Below are 17,521 nucleotides of genomic sequence, written 5' to 3' on the forward strand. Positions count from 1 at the left end.
CGGCGGGTCCGGCGAGACGCCGGACCCGCCGGACTGGGCCGCGCCTACGGCGTGTTCGGGATGCCGTCGTTGGCCCCGATCCAGACCCGCAGCGCCGCCGGCGCCGTCGACACCGGGAAGAACCGCACCGACCCGTCGCCCAGCGCCGCGTTGAAGCCGCTGGCCCCCGGCAGCCCGAGGAGTGGCGGGTCGGCGTCCGCGTCGAAGTCCAGGTCTTCCGGCTTCGTCCAGTCCACCGCCTCCGCCCCCTCCGCGATCATGATCGTGTTCGACGTGCCGTCCGGCACCAGCAGGCTGCGGCCCGTCGACCGGCCGAACATCGACCGGACCGCGGCGTTGTCCGGCGACACGAACACCTGGTAGTGCGTCTTCCCCGGCGGGGCCGTCGCCCCGGGCGCGGCGAACAGCTTCGGCATCCGCGGCAGCAGCCGGATGTTGTGCGGGCTGTCCCACGCCTCGTTCAGCTTGAACTCGCGGTACAGCGCGTCCTCCCCGACGTAAGGCAGGATCGCCACCCGCCAGCTCAACAGCGGCCGGCCACGCGTCGTGCCCGGGGCCGGCAGCCCGGCCGGCGGCAGCTTGCCAGTCGCGTCGTGGTGGGAGTGCATTCCCAGGGCCATCACCTTCAGGTTGTTCTGCCCCTGCGCGCGGCCGGCGGCGTCGCGCACCTTCTGCACCGCCGGCAGCATGAACCCCGCCCCCACCGCCGCGACCGTGCCGTACGCCCCGGCGATCGAGTCGACCGTCACGGCCGCCGACAGTTCCGACCCGGCCCGCTCCAGCGGCGGGTTGGCGAGCCACTCGTCGGCCATTTCCAGGGCGCCGAGCGCGAACAGCCCGCCGACGGCCTGCGGCAACTCCGCCGCCGGCCGCGGCTTCTTGTTGTCGGGGCCGCCGGCGATCGCCTCCCGCAGTTTCTTCTTGGCGTCGGACAGCGACTTCCGCCCGGACTCGGCCGACATCCGCAGCTCCTTCTCGGCCGTCGCCGCGGTGGCGTCGTCCCGGTACGCCGCCCGCAGGTCCACGCGCAGGCCGCGGCCAACGACCACGCCGGCGGTCAGGGCGTCGGCCCGCAGCAGCGGCGACGCCTCGCCGGGCAGGTCGCGGGTCATGTCGGGCGGCAGCTTGTTCGCCTTCAGGTTCAGCGCGCCGACGACGTGCCGGCTGCCGCCGGCGGCCAGCTTCAGTGCCGGGGCCAGCGGGCCGTCGGGCGTCTTGCTCCGCATCAGGAAGGTCCGCATCGCCGGCTCCGGGCCGACGACCAGCGTCTTGTCGCCGTGGAACGACACCGCCAGCCCTTCGCCGGCCCACATCTCGTGGTCGCCGACCATCTGCTTGTTCGCCACCGGCGCGTACGCGGCCCGCACCTTGGCCGCGTCGAACGGGGCGGTAAAGCAGAGGAGGTACACCGTCTGGAGTTCCGGCGGGGCGTCGGCCGGGGGCGGCGCCGGGGCGCCGCCCTTGCCCGGCGTCAGGGTCATGCGGCCGCCAGCCTTCGTCGGCGGCTTCACGAGCGACACCAGGGTCACCCGGTCGAGCGTGGACGGGGCGGGGGTAAACCCCTCGTCGAGCGCCTTGAGGGCGTCGTCGCCGGCCTTGCCGACGACACGGCGGTACTCGGCCAGGGCCTCGGTCCGCCACAGGTCGGCGGCGCGGACGTGGACGAACCCGGCGGCGTCGGCGGGGACGAGGCTGAACTCGTCGGCCGCAGCCAGCGACACGGCCGCGACCTGGCCGGAGCCCTCGCTCATCTTGGTGCGGTTGAACACCCAGACGAGGCCGCCGCCGACCCACACGCCGGCCAGGAGGCCGCCGAGGAGCGCCAGCACCGCCCGCGCGGCCCGCCGATTCGTGCCGACCCGCATGACCCGTCCTCCGGTGGGGAACGGAGCGAGTGTACCGCGGGGCGGCGCCGGCGGGAAGGGGCTGGTGCATCCGGCACGACCCGCACGCACCGCCAAGGTTCGCGCCACTTCCCGACCCGATTCGGTGCCGCGGCGGCGCAACCCGAGGGGGCCGGGTACGCTTCACCAGTACACCCGTGGACGAACCTCGCCATGAGCCGCTTCCTCTACGCCGCCCTCGCGCTCGCCCTGGCCGCCGGCCCCGCCGCGGCCCAAGACCCGCCCGGCACCCGCTACTACTTCCTGCTGTTCGGCGGGCAGTCGGTGCCGTTCAAGCCGCGGACCGGGCACACCTGGGCGACGTGGGTGAAGGCCACGCCCACCGGCGCCGGCCCGGTCATGGTGGACAGCTTCACCATCAGCTGGCTCCCACCGGACGGCCGCGTACACCCGTGGCGGCTCCGCTGCGGCCCGGGTCACAACTTCACGCTCGACGAGACGCTGGCGATCATGGCCCGCGAGCACTCGCAGGTCTCCGTGTGGGGGCCGTTCGAGGTGGACGCGAGTCGATACGCCCTGGCGTGTCAGCAGGTAGCGACGTTGGAGGCCGGCGGCGTGCGGTTCCGCACGCTCGACTCGCTCGGCCGCAACCGCGAGGTGATGCACTGCGTCCACGCGGTGACGTACGCCGACCCGGCCGTGAGCCGCTACCGCCAGCCGGTGCTTCGCGTCGGCGAGCCCGGCACGAGCAACCTGGCGGAGAAGTACCTCCGCAACGGCGCCTTCGTCGGCGGCGCGCAGACGCACGACTGGCTGATCCCGGCGCTGGGCCTGGACCGGGCCGGGGTGATCCGCCGGGCGCCGGGCGAGCACATCCCGCGCGAGTGGCGGTGAGTCGGGTCGTGCCGACGGGCGCGGTTGCGCGAAGCCCACCCGTCGCAACGGGTGGGCTTTCTTTGTTCCCACCCTCCGCAGGTTGCGCCCGCGGGGCGGCAGCTTCGGAAAGCGCCGACGCCGGCGCCGACCGATGCATACGATGGGGCACCCGGCGGCCGGAGCTGCCGCCGGTCGCACCGCACGGAGGCTGCACGGATGAGGCGCGCACTCGGGCTCGTGGCCGCGGCGATCGGGCTGGCGGCTCCTGCCGGCGGGCAACCGACGGCCCCCGGCTCTCCCCCCGCCGCCCCGGCCCCGTGGGCCAACAAGTTCTTCCTCCCCGACATCGGCGAGAAGCGCGACCAGGCCGCGCCCCCGGTCATCACCCACAACTTCGGCGACGTGCCGCACGGCACCGTCTGCACGCACACGTTTACGGTCACCAACATCTACGACACGCCGATGCAGGTCGTGGACATCCGGAAGAGCTGCCATTGTCTCAACTTCGTGCCGTTCTCGAAGGTGCTCCAGCCGAACGAGAGTGGGCCGCTTACGGTGACCATGGACGCCGGCAAGTTCGTGGGCGCCAACTCGCAGACCTTCTACGTCACGTTCGGGCCGAAATTCGTGTCCACCGCCGTGGTGCGGGTGAGTGCCGTGAGCAAGACGGACGTGTCGGTGAACCCCGGGGCGGTGGCGTTCGGCACGGTCAGCCCGGGGGCGAAGGCGGCGCAGGCGGTGAAGGTGGAGTACAAGGGCCGGATGCGCGACTGGCGGATCACCGAGGCCGTGACGCCACACGGGCCGTTCGACGTGCAGTTCAACGAGACGAGCCGCGGCGGCCCGCTCCGCGGCGGCGCCGAGTACACGGTAACGGTGGCGCTGAAGCCGAACGCCCCGTCCGGCTCGCTGGCCGACACGCTGACGCTGAAGACAAACGACCCGGCGAACCCGGTGGTGACGCTGGCCGTGACGGGGGCCGTGGCGGTGCCGCTGGAGGTGGCCCCGGCCCGGGTGCGGTTCGAGCCGGTGGCGGTGGGCCAGTCGGCGACGCAGCGGGTGCTGGTGCGGGCCGGCCGGCCGTTCCGCGTGCTCGGCGTGGACTGCCCGGCCGGTGACATCTCCGCGGAGGTCCCGGCGACGATGACGCCGCTGCCGCTGCACGCGATCACGGTGAAGTTCGACCCGACGCGGCTCGGGGCGGTGGCGGCGGAGTTGCGCATCCGCACCGACCTGGACGGCGGGGCTACGGTGACGGTGCCGGTGGAGGCGGAGGCCCGGTAACGGGGCGAGCGGCCCGCGTCAGCGGGCTGTTCCTCAGCGCGTGTGGTGCGCTCAGGAACAGCCCGCTGACGCGGGCCGCTCGCCTGCACACCCCACTACAGCTTCGTCACCTTCGTCCGCTCGTCGATCGAGATGCTGGTCAGCTCGCCGTTCGGCTTGGTGAACCGCACCACCGGCACCACCAGGTCGTCGTCCTTCACCCGCTCGGTGGTCACGCCCGTCGCCAGGTACGCGAGGCCGCGGAACTCCCCCTCGGCGACCGCCGGCCACTCCCGCTTGCCGACGCGGACCGTCTGCTCGACCCGCACCTTGTCGCCCGGCTTCAGCGCCCGCAGCAGTTCGACCACGGCCGGGTCGAGCCGGCGCGTCGGGAGCACGATGGTGTCGCTCACGTCCCCTCCTCCGCCGTCTGCGGGCGGGCGTCGCCGCGGACCAGCGCGATCCGGCCGGTGCGGGTCAGTTCCAGGATGCCGTACGGGCGCATCAGCTCGATGAACGCCTCCACCTTCCCCTCGGTGCCGCTGATCTCGATCATCACGTTGGCGTGCTGGATGTCCACGACCCGGCCGCGGAAGCTCTCCGTGAGCTGGAACACCTCCGGCCGCTTGTCCGACGGGCACTGCACCTTGATGAGCATCAGGTCGCGCTCGACGAAGTCCTCGGCGCTGATGTCGTCCACCCGGATGACGGGGACGAGCTTGTCCAGCTGCTTGCGGACCTGGTCCACCACGGTGTCGTCGCCGTTGACGACGAAGACCATGCGGGAGACGTTGTGCCGCTCGGTCTCGCCGACGGCGAGGCTCTCGATGTTGAACCCGCGGGACGCGAGCATGCCGGAGACGGTGGCCAGGACGCCGGGCTGGTTGTGGACCAGGGCGGAGAGCACGTGCCGCATGCGCGGGCCTTTCGGGGGCGGGACCGGGACGGAGGAATCTTATGGGGTTCCGCCGCCCGCGGCTTCGCGCCGCACCCGCCGCAGCACGCGGAACGTCTCGCCGCGCAGCCCCGGCACCTCGGCGAACGCCGCCAACTCGGCGACGAACGGCGGCCACCGCTCGAACAGCGGCCCCGTCACGTCGTGGATCACCACCACGTCCGCCGCCTTCAGCCGCGCCAACAAGTCGTCCACCTCCGCGGCCGGCGCCACCACCGGCAGCAGCGCCGACGACCGCACGCTGTCCACCCCCGGGAACACCACCCGCCCCGCGCCGGACGGCGTGAGCACCAGCACGCGCTCCGTCGCCGCCAGCCGCCGCACCTCCGCCCACGCGGCCGCGTCCGCCGGCGGGGCGAACAGGCGGCCGGTCGCCTCGGTCTGCACGCGGTCGCGCCACAGGGCCGCGCCGTGGAACGCGAACCCGACCCACCCGCACACCCCGATCACCGGCAACCCCACGACCACCCACCGCGGCGCCCCGCGGCCGACCACACCGGCGGCGGCGAGCACCGGCAAGAACGAGTAGTACAGCCACGACAGTTCGTTGCCGAACAGCAGGCACACGAACGCGACGTGCAGCGCCACGCACGTCAGCACCGCGACGGCGCGCGGGTCGCGGCGGTCGCGCAGCAGTCCCGGCACGCCCGCCAAACCCACGGCCGAGGTCAGTAGCCAGAACCCGGCCGGGCCGAACAGGTAGTACAGCACGCTCGGGCTCTCCGGCAGCCAGAACCGCCGGCCGACGCCGCCGAAGAAGCCGAAGCCCTCGCCCGCGTAGGTCTTCGCCCCCGCCACCGGGAACAGCGTCTTCACGACCGGCTCGACGCCGAACCACGACACCAGCAGCGCCAGTACGGCCGACCCCAGCATGGCTCCCGGAATCAACTCGCGGAGGCGGGCACGCAGATTCGTCGGGGCCGGCCGCGGGCCGATCAGAATGAGGACGAGCAGCCCCGTGGCGTAGACGGACACCAGGGCCGACTTGACGAACACGCCGGCGACCGCGGCGGCGAACGCGCCTCGGAGGTTGCCGCGGGCCTGCCACGCCAGGGCGTGCGCCAGGATCACCGCGTCGAGGGCGTGGGTCGGGCTGGTGTAGCGGAGCGGCATCACCGCCACGGGTACGCCCACGACCAGCACCCACCGCGCCGCCGGCGGCAGGGCCGCGGCGCGGCCGAAGCGCAGCATTCCCCACGCGAGGAGCCCGTTGCAGGCGAACAGGAACAGCGTGTCGGCGAATGCGGTGCGGCCGAGGGCGGCGTACCACGCCCGGTCGACGGCGACGCCGAGGAGGCCGTAGAAGTAGGCGAAGTCCCGGGTGGGGACGCGGCCGTCGTCGAGCAGCGCGTCCACGGCGAGACCGAGGCCGGGGTCGCCGAACACGACGGCCCCGAGGGAATGGACCTCCGGCAGCTGCCGGGCCACGTTCAGCCCCGCGAGCAGGAACACCGCCGCACCGACCGTCGCCCAGTGGTTCATCGTGCCCCGCCGGCGGGAACTGCGGAAACGCCAACCGGCGGCCGTCGGTCGCGCGGTGAAGCGCGGTTCGACGGCCGCCGGCGGCGGGGTGTCGAGTTCGGCACAAACGCGCCCTCCGGACCGCGCCTGTCGGCCAGGGGGATTACAGGCTCGTCACCTGCTGCCGGTCGCCCGGACGACCGGCTCCCCCCGGCGCCCCATTACGGGGACGGACCGCGCGGCACGCGGTTGGGGACTCACGGGTCGAGTGCGGTTGACCAACCCATCCGGTCGCGCTGTCCGGGTCGCAACGTCGTGGGTCTGAACCGCCCCGACACCTCACCAGGCAGCATACGGAACATCTGTCCACTAATCAAGGCCGGCGGCGCGGAATCCGGATCGTGCCGATGTCTGATAGCCGCAGGCTACCAACCAAAACCGCTGCGCGGCTCAAATCCCCCACGGGCGGCGGTTCCGTACCCTGGCCCGGTCGCCGGCCGTCGTCTCCTTCGGCCGGCCCATCAGCCACGTGAAGAACCGCCGGGCGCGGATCGAGTACACGGCGAACTGCCGCATGTAGTTCAGCGAGTTGTAGTCCTGCATCGACTTCGCGGGGAGCAGCGCCATACACGGCGGCAGGTTCGTCACCTCGAACGCCATGTAGTCCTGGTCCGCGTAGCTCAGCGGCTCGGTGATCTCGACTTCCGCCAGATCGACCCACGGGTGCGTCGCCTCGTCCCACGGCTCCAGCGGGTTGCGGATCACGTCGGGGTCGTCGGGCTTCACGTCGTGCCACTGGATTTGCAGCACGTGCCGCACCGGGCCGGCCTTCAGCCGGGCGTACCACTCCTCGCGCAGGTAGTCCACCGGCCGCGGCTCGCCCTGCGCCGCGTGCTGGTCGGCGGCCGTCTCGGCGAGCTTCACGTCGGCCGCCACCTGGGCCACCCACTCGGGGTTCGGCGGGAACGGGTCGAACTCCGGGGCGCGGTCGCCGGGGATGAGGCGGAACCGCACGTACCGCGGCACGCCGTCCTTCGCCCGCCAGTCGAACGGCGTCTGGCTGTGGTAGTACATGGTGGCGTTCGACTGCGGCGTGCGGAACTGCGCGTCCGCCGCCGACTTCCGCCCGTCGCCGTACTTGCGGTGGTAGGAGCGGTAGTGGATGAGGTTGTCGGTGCTGCGGAACATCGACTCCTTGATGCGGGTGCCGACGAACTCCAGGAAGCTGCTGGCGTTCCAGAAGAAGCAGTGGCGGCCGGTGTTCATCTGCAGGTCGAGCGGGCTCTTGAACGGCGTGTCGGCGAACTTCAGGCTGCCGCTGCGGACCTGGCTCATGGCCTCGTCGAGGTAGCCGGCGGCGCCGTGGCGGATGCGGCACGGGAACTCGCGGCCGGGCTCGAAGAAGTCGGACGCCGGAAACTTCGGGTCGCTCACGATACGCAGCTTGCCGCGGCCGCCGCACCCGGCGTTGTGCGACATGCGGCGGCGGAAGACGTTGATCCACAGGATGACGGTGACGATGAAGAACCGGGCGGCGAGCCACAGCTTCATCCGCTCCCAGAACGCACGCATGGGCGACGGTCTCCGGTGTGATCGTTGCTCGGGGCTTCGCCGCAACCGGCGGCACTCAGGTGCTTCTCAACCGCTCCAGCGCCAGCGCCGCGCGCCGCTCGAACAGCGTGGCCCCCTGCGCCGCCGCGACCGCCCGCGCCGCCTCCAGCCCCGCGGCGGCGCCGGCCGTGTCCCCCTCGTCGGCGAGAAAGAGGGCCTCGCGCCGCAGCAGTTCGCTCTCGAACGCCCGCTGGCCGAGGCGGTCGTTGTGCTCGCGGCCGCGCGCCAGCGCCGCCCGCGCCTCGTCGCGGCTTCCCGCGCGCCACAGCGCCTCGGCCAGCTCGCCGAGGAAGCACGTGTGGAGAATCCCCGATCCGATGGCGTCGCACCCGGCGACGGCGTCGCGGAGGCACGGCACCGCCTCGGCCGGCTTCCCCTCCTGCGCCAACAGCATCCCGCGGACGCCGAGCCCGAGCGCCACCCAGAAGGCGTACGACTCCTCGGTCGAGACCGCGAGTACCTCTTCACATAGCGCCCGGCTCTCCGCCGTCCAGCCGCCGAGGGCGTAGAAGAACGCCACGTGCCAGCGCGTCGCCGTCCGCAGGAACTTGTCGTTGAGCTCGTCGGCGAGGTCGAGCGCCCGTTGCAGCCAGCGGCGCCCCTCGTCCGGCCGGCCGAGCACCAGGTGCCCCCACGCCACGTAGCACGTCATCAGCGGGCCGCAGTTCTGCCCGTGCGCCGCGGCGTGCGGCCGGCTCGGCTCGATCTGGTAAAGGCCGACGCCGCGCGTGGACAGGTGCAGCGACCGCTCGAAGTTCCCCGCCCACCACTCGCACGAGCCGCGCGCCCAGTGCGCCTCGGTCTTGAAGCTGTCGTCGCGGTCCGCGGCCAGGGCCAGAATCTCCTGGCTCGCCGCCACCGCCGCGTCGGACTGGCCGCGGATGAAGCGGACGGCCCACGAGATCATCAGGACGTGGAACAGCGGCGACGTCGGGCCGAGCCGCTCGCACAGGGCGCGGGCGCGGGCGATCTGCTCCTCCACCTCCGGGGCCGCGTACCCGCGCACCGCGAGGAAGCTCGCCGCCAACGGCAGCCGGAACTGCAACTCCTCGCCGTCGCGCTCCGCGCCCTCGGGCCGCGTCGCCAGGAGCGCCAACCCACGGCTCAAATGCCGGATCGCTTCCGGGTACGCCGACCGCCCCCGCGCGCGCTCGCCGGCCGTCCGCCAGTACCCGACCGACCGCGCCGTCTCGCCGGCTTCCGACAAGTGGTGCGCCAGCAGTTCCGGCTGCGTCCCGACCACCTCGGGGAACGACGCCTCGAGCGCCCCCGCGACGCGCCGGTGGAGCTGCTGCCGCGTCTTCTTCACGAGGGACTGGTACGCCGCGTCCTGGATCAGGGCGTGCTTGAACGTGTACGTCGCCCGCGGGATCGTGCCCTTCGGGAACAGCAGCCCGGCGTCCACCAGCTTCCGCAGCTCGGCCCGCAACACGGCCTCGTCGCGGTCGGTCGCGGCGCGGATCAGGTCGTACCCGAAGGTGCGGCCGATCGTCGCCCCGAGTTGCACCACCTCCCGGTCGCTGGCCATGCGGTCGAGCCGCGCCAGCAGCAAGTCTTGAAGGCTCGCCGGGATCGCCGCCTGAAGCCCGTCCTTCCCACCCTCGGCGACGAGCCGCGTGAACTCCTCGACGAACAGCGGCACGCCGTCGGTGCGCTCGGCGATCTTTTCCACCACGTCGGCCGGCACGTCGGGACCGGCCTGGGCGCGGATCAGCTCGCCGACCTGCGCCCGCGTCAGGCGGTTGAGCGCCACCTGCGTCTGAACGGCCTTCCCCTTCCACGGCGGGTCGTACTCGGGGCGGAAGGTGAAGACGCCGAGCACCCGCGCCTCGCCGCCGTCCTCCACGAACCGCGCCAGGAGCGCCTCGGTGGACGGGTCGATCCAGTGCAGGTCTTCGACGACGAACAGCACCGGCGCCGCCTCGGCGCGGGCCGCGAGCCAGCCGAGGAGCGCGTCGAGGGTGCGCTCGCGCTGGCGGTCGGGGCTGAGGGCGAGCGCCGGCAGGCGGGCGCCGGCGGGCACCGACAGCATCGCGGCGAACAGGGCCAACTCCTCGGCGTCGTGGACGCCGTCGCCGCGGAGGCGCGACACGAGGAGGTCGAGGCGGCGGGCCGGGTCCGGTTCGCGGCCGAGGCCGTAGGCGCGGTCGAAGTAGTCGGTGACGGGGTAGAACGGGCTGCCGGCGTGGTACGGCGAGCAGTACCACTCGACGGCCGCGGCCGGGCCGCCGGCCTGTGTCGAGTCGGCCACGTGCGAGTCGCCGCGGCCGAGGGCGAAGTCCTTCAGCGTGCGCACGAGCCGCGACTTGCCGAGGCCGGGGTCGGCGACCAGCAGCAGCACGTTCCGCACGCCGTCGGCCGCCTGCTGCCACCGCTCGCGGAGGAGTTCGACCTCGCGGTCGCGGCCGACGAGCGGGGTCAGCCGGGCCGGGTCGGCGGCGTCCACCCGGGAGCGCGTGTCGCGCTCGGCGGTGACGCGGAACACCGGCACCGCGGCGGTCGCGCCGCGCGGCTTCACCTCGCCCGCGGGCTCGGTGTCGAAGTAGTCCGCGGTCAGCCGGTGCGTGCCGTCGGTGAGCGTGACGCCCGCCGCGCCCGCGGCCGTCACCGCGGCGACCGCGGAGGTCACGTCGCCGACGACGGTCGGCGTCGCGCCCGGCGTTTCGGTCACGACGGCGGTACCGGTGCCGACCGCGGCCGCGGCGCCGGGGGCCTTCGCGCACGCGGCCAGCGCCGCGCGAACGGCCTGGCGCGGGGCGTCCTCGTGGGCGATCGGGTAGCCGAACACGGCGAGTAGCCCGCTGCCGCCGGCCTGGAGCGTGAGGCCGCCGTGGTCGGTCGTCGCGGCGGCGCAGGCGGCCTGGAACGCGGCGAGCACCTCCGTCGGGTCGTCGTCCTCACCGGTCGCCGGCTCGCAGGCGAACTGCACGAGGGTGACGGGCCGGCGCTCGGTGCGCGGGCCGCGCGGCGCCGTCGGTGTCGTGGGGCGAACCGGCGCCGCGGCGGGCGCCGCGTCCAGGGATGGGAGCAGGCCGACGGCCCGGCGGAGCGCCTCGGCGAAGTCCGCGGCCGTCGTGAATCGGTCGGCGGGGAGCTTGGCCAGCCCCTTCAGACACGCCGCCTCCAGCGCCGCGGGCAGGTCCGGCCGCAGCTGCCGCGGCGGCGCCGGGTCGTCCTCGCGCACCTGCCGGATAACCTCGCCGGTGGTCGCGCCGCGGAACGGCGCCCGGCCGCACAACACGCTGTACAGCGTCGCCGCGAGGCCGTACACGTCGGTGCGGCCGTCCGGCCGGTGGGCGCGGCCGGCGGCCTGCTCCGGGCTCATGTACGCCGGCGTGCCCGACACCACGCCGCGCTCCGCCGCCGCGTCCTGGTCCGAGAGGGCGAGCCCGAAGTCGACCAGCACCGGCCGGCGGCCGTCGCCGAAGACGACGTTCGACGGCTTCAGGTCGCGGTGGACGATGCTGCGGGCGTGGGCGTGGGCGAGGGCGTCGGCCACCTCGGCGGTGACGCGCGCGGCTTCGACCGGCGTCGGCGGAGTGGTTCGTGCCCACTCGGCGAGGCTCGGGCCGGGCAGCAACTCGGACACGACGAAGCAGTGCCCGCCGGCCACGGCCACGTCGTACACCGCGACGATGCCGGGGTGCCGCAGTTGGGCGAGGGCACGGGCCTCGCGCAGCAGCTGGTCGGGGTTGCCGGAGCGCGTGCGGGTGGCCTTGATGGCGACGCGGCGACTCAGGCGGCGGTCGAACGCGTCATACACCGTGCCGAACCCGCCCTGCCCCAGCGCCTTCTCCAGCGAGAAGCGGTCGCCGAAGGCGGCGTCCAGGTCGTCGGCGAGGTCGGGGGATCGGGGCGCCGACTCGCTGCCGGTGTAGTCGAGGGTGGCCCCCGCGGCGCCCTCCGGCGCGCCGGTCAGGGAATTGACGGGGGTCTGGTTGTCGGCGGCCGGGGGCGGGTGGATCGGGGGCGGCGGGACCACGGGGGCAGCAACTGTTGGAGGGCATCCGGTCGATGCGTTGAGCCTAGTCGCCGGCCGCCGTGGTTCCAAGACTATTCCGCGAATCCGACCGGCCGCCGCGTTCGTCCGAGGGCACGGCGGCGTCCGTCGAACGCGGCTTCGCTCACGCGGAGCGGTCGACGTCCGACGGGGCCGGGTTCCGCTCGTCGGGGTCGCCCTGGCCGCGCTCCGGGACCGGCTTCGGGTCGGCCGGAAGGCCGCGGGCCGCGGGGCCGCTCGGGTCCAGGGGCGTCGGCAGCGGTTCGGCCGCCGGACGGGTCAGCAGTTGGTCGCGCGGGTTGGGTTCGGTCATGGTGCACCTCCTACGGGTGTCGGGAGCATCCGGCGTGCCGCTTCCGCCCGGGTTCGCGCGGTAAGATGCCGGCATGGCCACCCCCGACGAACCCGTGCTGAAGGCGCTCCGCGACGCCGACCGGGGCCGCCGCAACCTCGCCGCCCTCGCCGCGCACGTCGGCCCCGCCCCCGAGCTCGTCGCCGCCCTCGGCCGGCTGCTGCCCCGCGCCGCCGACCCGGACATGGCGCTGAACAACCTCGAACGGCTGTTCGCGCAGCCGGCCGCGCGCCCGTTCCTCCCCGGCCTCCTCGAATCGCGCGCCCGCGGGCTCGACGCCGCCCTCACGCTCCTGGCCGCGTCGCAGTTCTTCGCCGACACCCTCGCCCTCTACCCCGACTTCCTCGAATCCGTCCGCACGCCGCCGCGCCGCAACCCCACCACCGCCGAGCTCGTCGCCCAGCTGCGGGCCGACGTGGACGCCGCGGCCGACGACCCCGGGGTGCTCCGGGCCCTCCGCCGGTTCCGCGCCCGCCACGCCCTCCGCATCGGCGTCAACGACATCCTCCGCGACCGGCCGCTCGAAGAGGTCACGCGCGAGCTCGCCCGCCTGGCCGACGCCTCGGTCGAGGTCGCGCTCGCGCACGCCACCCGGCTCGTGACGCACCGGTTCGGCTCGCCCGCGGCGGCGGGCGGCGGCCCGTCCCGCGCCGCGGTGCTGGGCTTCGGCAAGCTCGGCGGCGACGAGTTGAACTACAGCAGCGACGTGGACCTGATGGTCGTGTACGACGCCGAGGGCGAGACGACCGGCCGGCGGACGACGATCCCCACGGCGGAGTTCTACGCCCGCGTGGTGCAGGAGGTGGTGCGGCTCCTGTCGGCCGTCACGGACCGCGGGTTCGCGTACCGCGTGGACCTGCGGCTGCGGCCGGAGGGCGCCCGCGGGCCACTCGCGCGGTCGCTCGCCGGCACCCTCAGCTACTACGACACCCGCGGCCGCACGTGGGAGCGGCAGGCGCTCATCAAGCTCCGCCCGGTCGCCGGCGACATCGACCTCGGCCGCGAGTTCCTCGCGGCGGTGGAGCCGTTCGTGTACCGGAAGTACTTCAGCTTCGCCGAGATCAACGAGGTGAAGGCGCTGAAGCGGCAGATGGAGCGGCAGGCGGGCCGGCCGAAGGGCGGGTCGGGCGGCGAGGGCGAGGCGGCGAGCCGGTGGACGACGCCGGCCGACGTGAAGACCGGCCGCGGCGGCATCCGCGACATCGAGTACACGGTGCAGTTCCTGCAGTTGCTCAACGGCGGCGACCTGCCCGCGGTCCGCCAGCGGAACACGCTGCTGGCGCTGGAGGCGCTCGAGATCGCCGGCTGCCTCACCCCGCACGAGACGTACACGCTCGCCGACGCGTACCGCTTCCTCCGCAAGACCGAGCACCGGCTGCAACTCCTGTTCGACCTGCAGACGCACAAACTCCCCACGAGCGACGACGAGCTACGCACCCTGGCCCGGCGGATGGGGTATACCGAGCGCGAAGAGGCAGGAGGCAAGAGGCAGGAGACGGAAGACGACGGTGGGGCGGACCAGTCTCCTGTCTCCCGCCTCCGGTCTCCTCAGAGGCGAAGCCCCCTCGACGAGCTCCCCGCCCCGCCGGGCGTCCGCCACCTGCTCGTGGACCCGCTCGACCAGTTCCTCAAGGACCTGCACGACAAGACGGAGGTGGACCGGGCCGTCCTCAACCACCTGCTCCACCAATCGTTCCCCGACGCCGGGGAGGGCGACGAACCCGAGACGGACCTGATCCTCGACCCCGACCCGGACGACGCCACCGTGCGCGCCGTGCTCGGCCGCTACCCGTTCCGCGACGTGCCGAAGGCGTACCACAACCTGCTCGGCCTGGCCCGCGAGTCGGTGCCGTTCCTGTCCGACCGCCGCTGCCGCCACTTCCTCGCGTCGATCGCCCCGCGGCTGTTGCAGGCCGTGGCCGACACGCCCGACCCCGACGAGGCGCTGACGCAACTGGAGCGCGTGAGCGCGTCGCTCGGCGCGAAGGCGGTGCTGTGGGAGCTGTTCAGCGCCAACCCGGCGACGCTGCGGTTGTACGTGGACCTGTGCGCCGGCAGCCCGTTCCTGTCGGGCATCCTGATCAACAACCCCGGCATGGCCGACGAGCTGCTCGACTCGCTGGTGCTGAACCAGCCGCGGACGGCCGACGAGTTGCGGGCCGAGCTGGCCGAGTTGTGCCGCGGCGCGAGCGACCCCGATCCCATCCTGCACAGCTTCCAGGACAAGGAGCTGCTCCGCATCGGCGTCGCCGACCTGCTGGGCATGGCCGCGATCCGCGACACCACCGCGGCGCTGTCCGACCTGGCCGACACGCTGCTGAACCAGATGTGCGAGCTGGTGGAAGCCGACCTGGCGGCGAAGGGCGGGTGTGCGGCCTGCTACAGCCTCCTGGGTCTGGGCAAGCTCGGCGGCCGCGAGATCAGTTATCACAGCGACCTGGACTTGCTCCTCGTGTACGAGGCCGACAGCCGCGAGGCGGCGGCCGCGGCGGGGCCGTACTTCACCGAGCTGGCGCAGCGGCTCATCAAGGCGGCGAGCACGCACGGGCCGATGGGCCGGCTGTACGCCGTGGACATGCGGCTGCGGCCGACCGGGAAGTCGGGCACGCTGGTGCTGCCGCTGTGCGAGCTCGACCGCTACTACGCCGGCGGCGGGGCGCAGCTGTGGGAGCGGCAGGCGCTCACCCGCGCCCGCGTGGTCCGCGGCGACGCCGCGTTCGGCGACCGGGTGATGGCGCGCGTCCGCGCCGCGGCGGCGGGCGCGCCGTGGACGCCGGCCGCGGCCGACGAGGTGCGGCGGATGCGCGAGAAGCTGGAGGCGGGGACGACGGCGCGGAACCTGAAGCGCGGCCCCGGCGGGCTGAATGACGTGGAATTCCTGGTTCAGCTGCTGCAACTGAAGCACGGGGCGGCGCGGCCGGCGGTGCTGGTGCCGAACGTGTGGGCGGCGCTGGACGCGCTGGAGGCGGCGCGGCTGCTGCCGGCGGCGGAGGCGTCGGCGCTGCGGGCGGGCTACTCGTTCTTGCGGCTGGTGGAGGCCCGGCTGCGGGTGGTGACCAACCGCCCCTTGACCGAACTGCCGGACACCGCCGACGACCTGGCAAAGCTGGCGCGGCGACTGGGGTTCGAGTCGGCGGCGGCGTTCCTGGCGGAGCACCGCCGCGTGACGGGCGAGATTCGCAAAGTCTACACCGCGGCGACGGGGCGGGAGCGCGGCTGACCTTACTTCCGCTCCACCTCCGGCGGACGCTGGCGGTCGCCGTCGCGCTTCGGCACCCCGGCCACGATCGTCAGCGCGGCAGTGCCGTCGCTGGTCAGCGTCACGATCACCCGGTCGCCGGTCTGGAGGTCGAACAGTTTCGCGTCCTTGCCGTCGAGCGTCACCTTCGCGGCCGGGGCGAGGGCGAGCTTCCGCTCCGCCAGCGCCCGCCCGTCCCTGCGGAACCCGACGGTCACCGAGTCCTTGTCGAACGCCATCAGCACCCCCGGCACCTTCTCGCCGCTGACGGTCACCTTCGTCGCCGGCTGGCGCTCCCCGGGGAGCTCGACGTCGGCACTCGCCTTCACCATCACGTCCGCGAGCTTCGCCGCCTTGCCGTCCACGATGATCGTCGCGTCCTTCGCCACCGGGATGGTGTCGCGGCGCTCGCCGCCGTCGCCCTTGCGGACGAGGGTGATCGTGCCGGCCGCCGCGTCCACCGCCCCGACCGTACCGGTCTGGCGGGCCACCCGGGCCGGCCGCTTCTCGCCGTCCTGCGCGGCGACGAACTCGGCCTCGTCCGCCTCGCCGCCGTCGGGCTTCCGCTTCGCCGCGCCGTGGCTCACGCCCAGCACGGCGGTGCCGTCCACGCTCAGCTGCACCGTCACCGGCTCGCCGACGGGCAACTCCTTCAGCCTCACGTCCTTGCCGTCGCGGGTCACCTTCGCGCCGGCGGCCAGGGTGTACTCCTGGTCGTTCGGCTTCGCCTTCAGTGACAGCGTGTTGTCACCGACGCCGACGAGCAGGCTGGTGACGCGGCGGCCGGTCGCGGCGATCCTCGTCGCCGGCCCCTTCTCGGACGCCCGCTCCACCTCGACGGTCGCCCCCGCCTTCAGGTCGCCGAGCCGCGCCGCCTTGCCGTCGGCGGTGACGGCCACGTCTTTCGCAAGCGGCACGATCAGGTCGGCCTCGTTCTTCCGCGCCAGCGTGATGGTGCCGGCCCCGGCGTCGACGGCCCCGAGCGTGCCGGCGACGCGGGCGCCGGCCGGGCGGGCGGGCTTGTCCTTCTGCTTGGCGGCAGGCGCCTTGTCGGCGGGGTTGGGCGGCTGGGCGCCGGTCAGGCCGACGGCCCCGGCGGACACGGCGAACGCGGCCACGACGGCGGCGGGGAGCTTCCAGGCGGGTGCGGACATGGCGGCGAGAACCTCCTGAGATAGGGCGAGGACCGGGGCCGGCACCGGCGCGGCCCAGACGGCAGAATCGATCGTTGCGGCCGACAGCGCGGGCGGGACGACGGCCGGGAGCAGCAGCGCGGGGACGACGACGACGCGCCGTTCGAGCCGGCCGCGGAGCAGGTCGCGGGCGCGGGCCAGGCGGCTCGACACGGTGCCTTCCGGGAGGCCGAGGCGGTCGGCGGCTTCCGCCTTGCCGAGCCCCTGCACGCCGCACAGCACCAGCGGCAGTCGGTACTTCTCCGGCAGTTCCGCCACCTGGGCGTCGATGAGGCGGAGCAGTTCGGTGTCGGCAGCGGGCGGCGCCGGGAGCGGCCGCGCGGCGTAGTCAGCTTCGACTTCCCGACGGCGAAGGTCGCGGCCGCGCGCCTTCAGCGCGGTGCGGACGGCGACGCCGTACAGCCACGCCCCGAGCAGGTCCGGCGCCCGGCCGGCGTGCTTCGCCAGCACGAGGAACGTGACCTGGAAGGCGTCGGCGGCGGCGTGCGGGTCGCGGAGCACGCGGCGGCAAACCCCGAGCACCATCGGCCCGTGCCGGCGGACGATCGCGCCGAAGGCGTCGTCGTCGCGGCCGGCCCGGTAGCGGGCGAGGAGCGCGTCGTCGCCGGCGTCGTCACGGACGCGGTCGAACACCCGGCGGACCGCCCCGAGCTGGGCCGTACCCATCGCCCCCTCCGCTGCTGTCGCCGTACTGTGCCGCGGCGTCCGCCGGGCGGTCCGCGATTTTT

General features: G+C 73.9%; 11 protein-coding genes. 3 read left to right on the plus strand and 8 right to left on the minus strand.

Translation table 11 applies throughout. The annotated features are described in order from the left end of the window. Nucleotides 1–44: 44 nt before the first annotated feature. Nucleotides 45–1,865: a DUF1559 family PulG-like putative transporter gene (locus ETAA1_RS25030; protein ID WP_145243220.1), complete on the minus strand. Its 1,821-nt coding sequence runs from the start codon at nucleotides 1,863–1,865 to the stop codon at nucleotides 45–47. Between the two features lie 192 nt (nucleotides 1,866–2,057). On the opposite strand from ETAA1_RS25030, the gene ETAA1_RS25035 reads away from it, so the two are divergent. Further along, entirely contained in the window at nucleotides 2,058–2,738 is a 681-nt protein-coding gene (locus tag ETAA1_RS25035) for a hypothetical protein (protein ID WP_145243221.1), read from the plus strand. A gap of 198 nt (nucleotides 2,739–2,936) precedes the next feature. Continuing rightward, nucleotides 2,937–4,004: an Ig-like domain-containing protein gene (locus ETAA1_RS25040; protein ID WP_145243222.1), complete on the plus strand. Its 1,068-nt coding sequence runs from the start codon at nucleotides 2,937–2,939 to the stop codon at nucleotides 4,002–4,004. A gap of 95 nt (nucleotides 4,005–4,099) precedes the next feature. On the opposite strand, the gene ETAA1_RS25045 is transcribed toward ETAA1_RS25040, so the two are convergent. The 6 genes from ETAA1_RS25045 to ETAA1_RS25070 all read right to left on the minus strand — a co-directional run bounded on the left by ETAA1_RS25045 (nucleotide 4,100) and on the right by ETAA1_RS25070 (nucleotide 12,323). Continuing rightward, on the minus strand, nucleotides 4,100–4,396 hold the full coding sequence (locus ETAA1_RS25045; protein WP_145243223.1) for a hypothetical protein: 297 nt from the start codon (nucleotides 4,394–4,396) through the stop codon (nucleotides 4,100–4,102). Next, a complete protein-coding gene (ilvN, locus tag ETAA1_RS25050; protein ID WP_145243224.1) occupies nucleotides 4,393–4,899 on the minus strand; it encodes an acetolactate synthase small subunit in 507 nt (168 codons plus the stop codon). Before ilvN ends, ETAA1_RS25045 begins: the two co-directional genes overlap by 4 nt. Before the next feature lie 39 nt (nucleotides 4,900–4,938). Beyond that, on the minus strand, nucleotides 4,939–6,420 hold the full coding sequence (locus ETAA1_RS25055; RefSeq protein WP_145243225.1) for a hypothetical protein: 1,482 nt from the start codon (nucleotides 6,418–6,420) through the stop codon (nucleotides 4,939–4,941). A gap of 429 nt (nucleotides 6,421–6,849) precedes the next feature. After that, nucleotides 6,850–7,971 (minus strand): catalase family protein, encoded by a 1,122-nt coding sequence (locus tag ETAA1_RS25060; RefSeq protein WP_145243226.1) that lies wholly within the window; start codon nucleotides 7,969–7,971, stop codon nucleotides 6,850–6,852. Between the two features lie 55 nt (nucleotides 7,972–8,026). Further along, the gene (locus ETAA1_RS25065) at nucleotides 8,027–11,992 is read right to left on the minus strand and encodes a protein kinase domain-containing protein (RefSeq protein ID WP_145243227.1); all 3,966 of its coding nucleotides are present in this window, start codon (nucleotides 11,990–11,992) and stop codon (nucleotides 8,027–8,029) included. A 142-nt stretch (nucleotides 11,993–12,134) separates the two neighbouring features. After that, entirely contained in the window at nucleotides 12,135–12,323 is a 189-nt protein-coding gene (locus ETAA1_RS25070) for a hypothetical protein (RefSeq protein WP_145243228.1), read from the minus strand. 73 nt (nucleotides 12,324–12,396) lie between these two features. On the opposite strand from ETAA1_RS25070, the gene glnE reads away from it, so the two are divergent. Beyond that, nucleotides 12,397–15,582: a bifunctional [glutamate--ammonia ligase]-adenylyl-L-tyrosine phosphorylase/[glutamate--ammonia-ligase] adenylyltransferase gene (gene glnE, locus ETAA1_RS25075; RefSeq protein WP_145243229.1), complete on the plus strand. Its 3,186-nt coding sequence runs from the start codon at nucleotides 12,397–12,399 to the stop codon at nucleotides 15,580–15,582. A gap of 2 nt (nucleotides 15,583–15,584) precedes the next feature. Here glnE and ETAA1_RS25080 read toward each other — a convergent pair whose 3' ends face one another. Then, entirely contained in the window at nucleotides 15,585–17,459 is a 1,875-nt protein-coding gene (locus ETAA1_RS25080; protein ID WP_145243230.1) for a sigma-70 family RNA polymerase sigma factor, read from the minus strand. Nucleotides 17,460–17,521: the final 62 nt, after the last annotated feature.

The sequence above is a fragment of the Urbifossiella limnaea genome, assembly GCF_007747215.1.
Taxonomy (GTDB): Bacteria; Planctomycetota; Planctomycetia; order Gemmatales; family Gemmataceae; genus Urbifossiella; species Urbifossiella limnaea.

Bases quoted from the DNA above. Each gene is read 5' to 3' on its own strand.
- ETAA1_RS25030 (WP_145243220.1), bottom strand. From the start codon at position 1,865: ATGCGGGTCGGCACGAATCGGCGGGCCGCGCGGGCGGTGCTGGCGCTC.
- ETAA1_RS25035 (WP_145243221.1), top strand. From the start codon at position 2,058: ATGAGCCGCTTCCTCTACGCCGCCCTCGCGCTCGCCCTGGCCGCCGGC.
- ETAA1_RS25040 (WP_145243222.1), top strand. From the start codon at position 2,937: ATGAGGCGCGCACTCGGGCTCGTGGCCGCGGCGATCGGGCTGGCGGCT.
- ilvN (WP_145243224.1), bottom strand. From the start codon at position 4,899: ATGCGGCACGTGCTCTCCGCCCTGGTCCACAACCAGCCCGGCGTCCTG.
- ETAA1_RS25055 (WP_145243225.1), bottom strand. From the start codon at position 6,420: ATGAACCACTGGGCGACGGTCGGTGCGGCGGTGTTCCTGCTCGCGGGG.
- ETAA1_RS25060 (WP_145243226.1), bottom strand. From the start codon at position 7,971: ATGCGTGCGTTCTGGGAGCGGATGAAGCTGTGGCTCGCCGCCCGGTTC.
- ETAA1_RS25070 (WP_145243228.1), bottom strand. From the start codon at position 12,323: ATGACCGAACCCAACCCGCGCGACCAACTGCTGACCCGTCCGGCGGCC.
- glnE (WP_145243229.1), top strand. From the start codon at position 12,397: ATGGCCACCCCCGACGAACCCGTGCTGAAGGCGCTCCGCGACGCCGAC.
- ETAA1_RS25080 (WP_145243230.1), bottom strand. From the start codon at position 17,459: ATGGGTACGGCCCAGCTCGGGGCGGTCCGCCGGGTGTTCGACCGCGTC.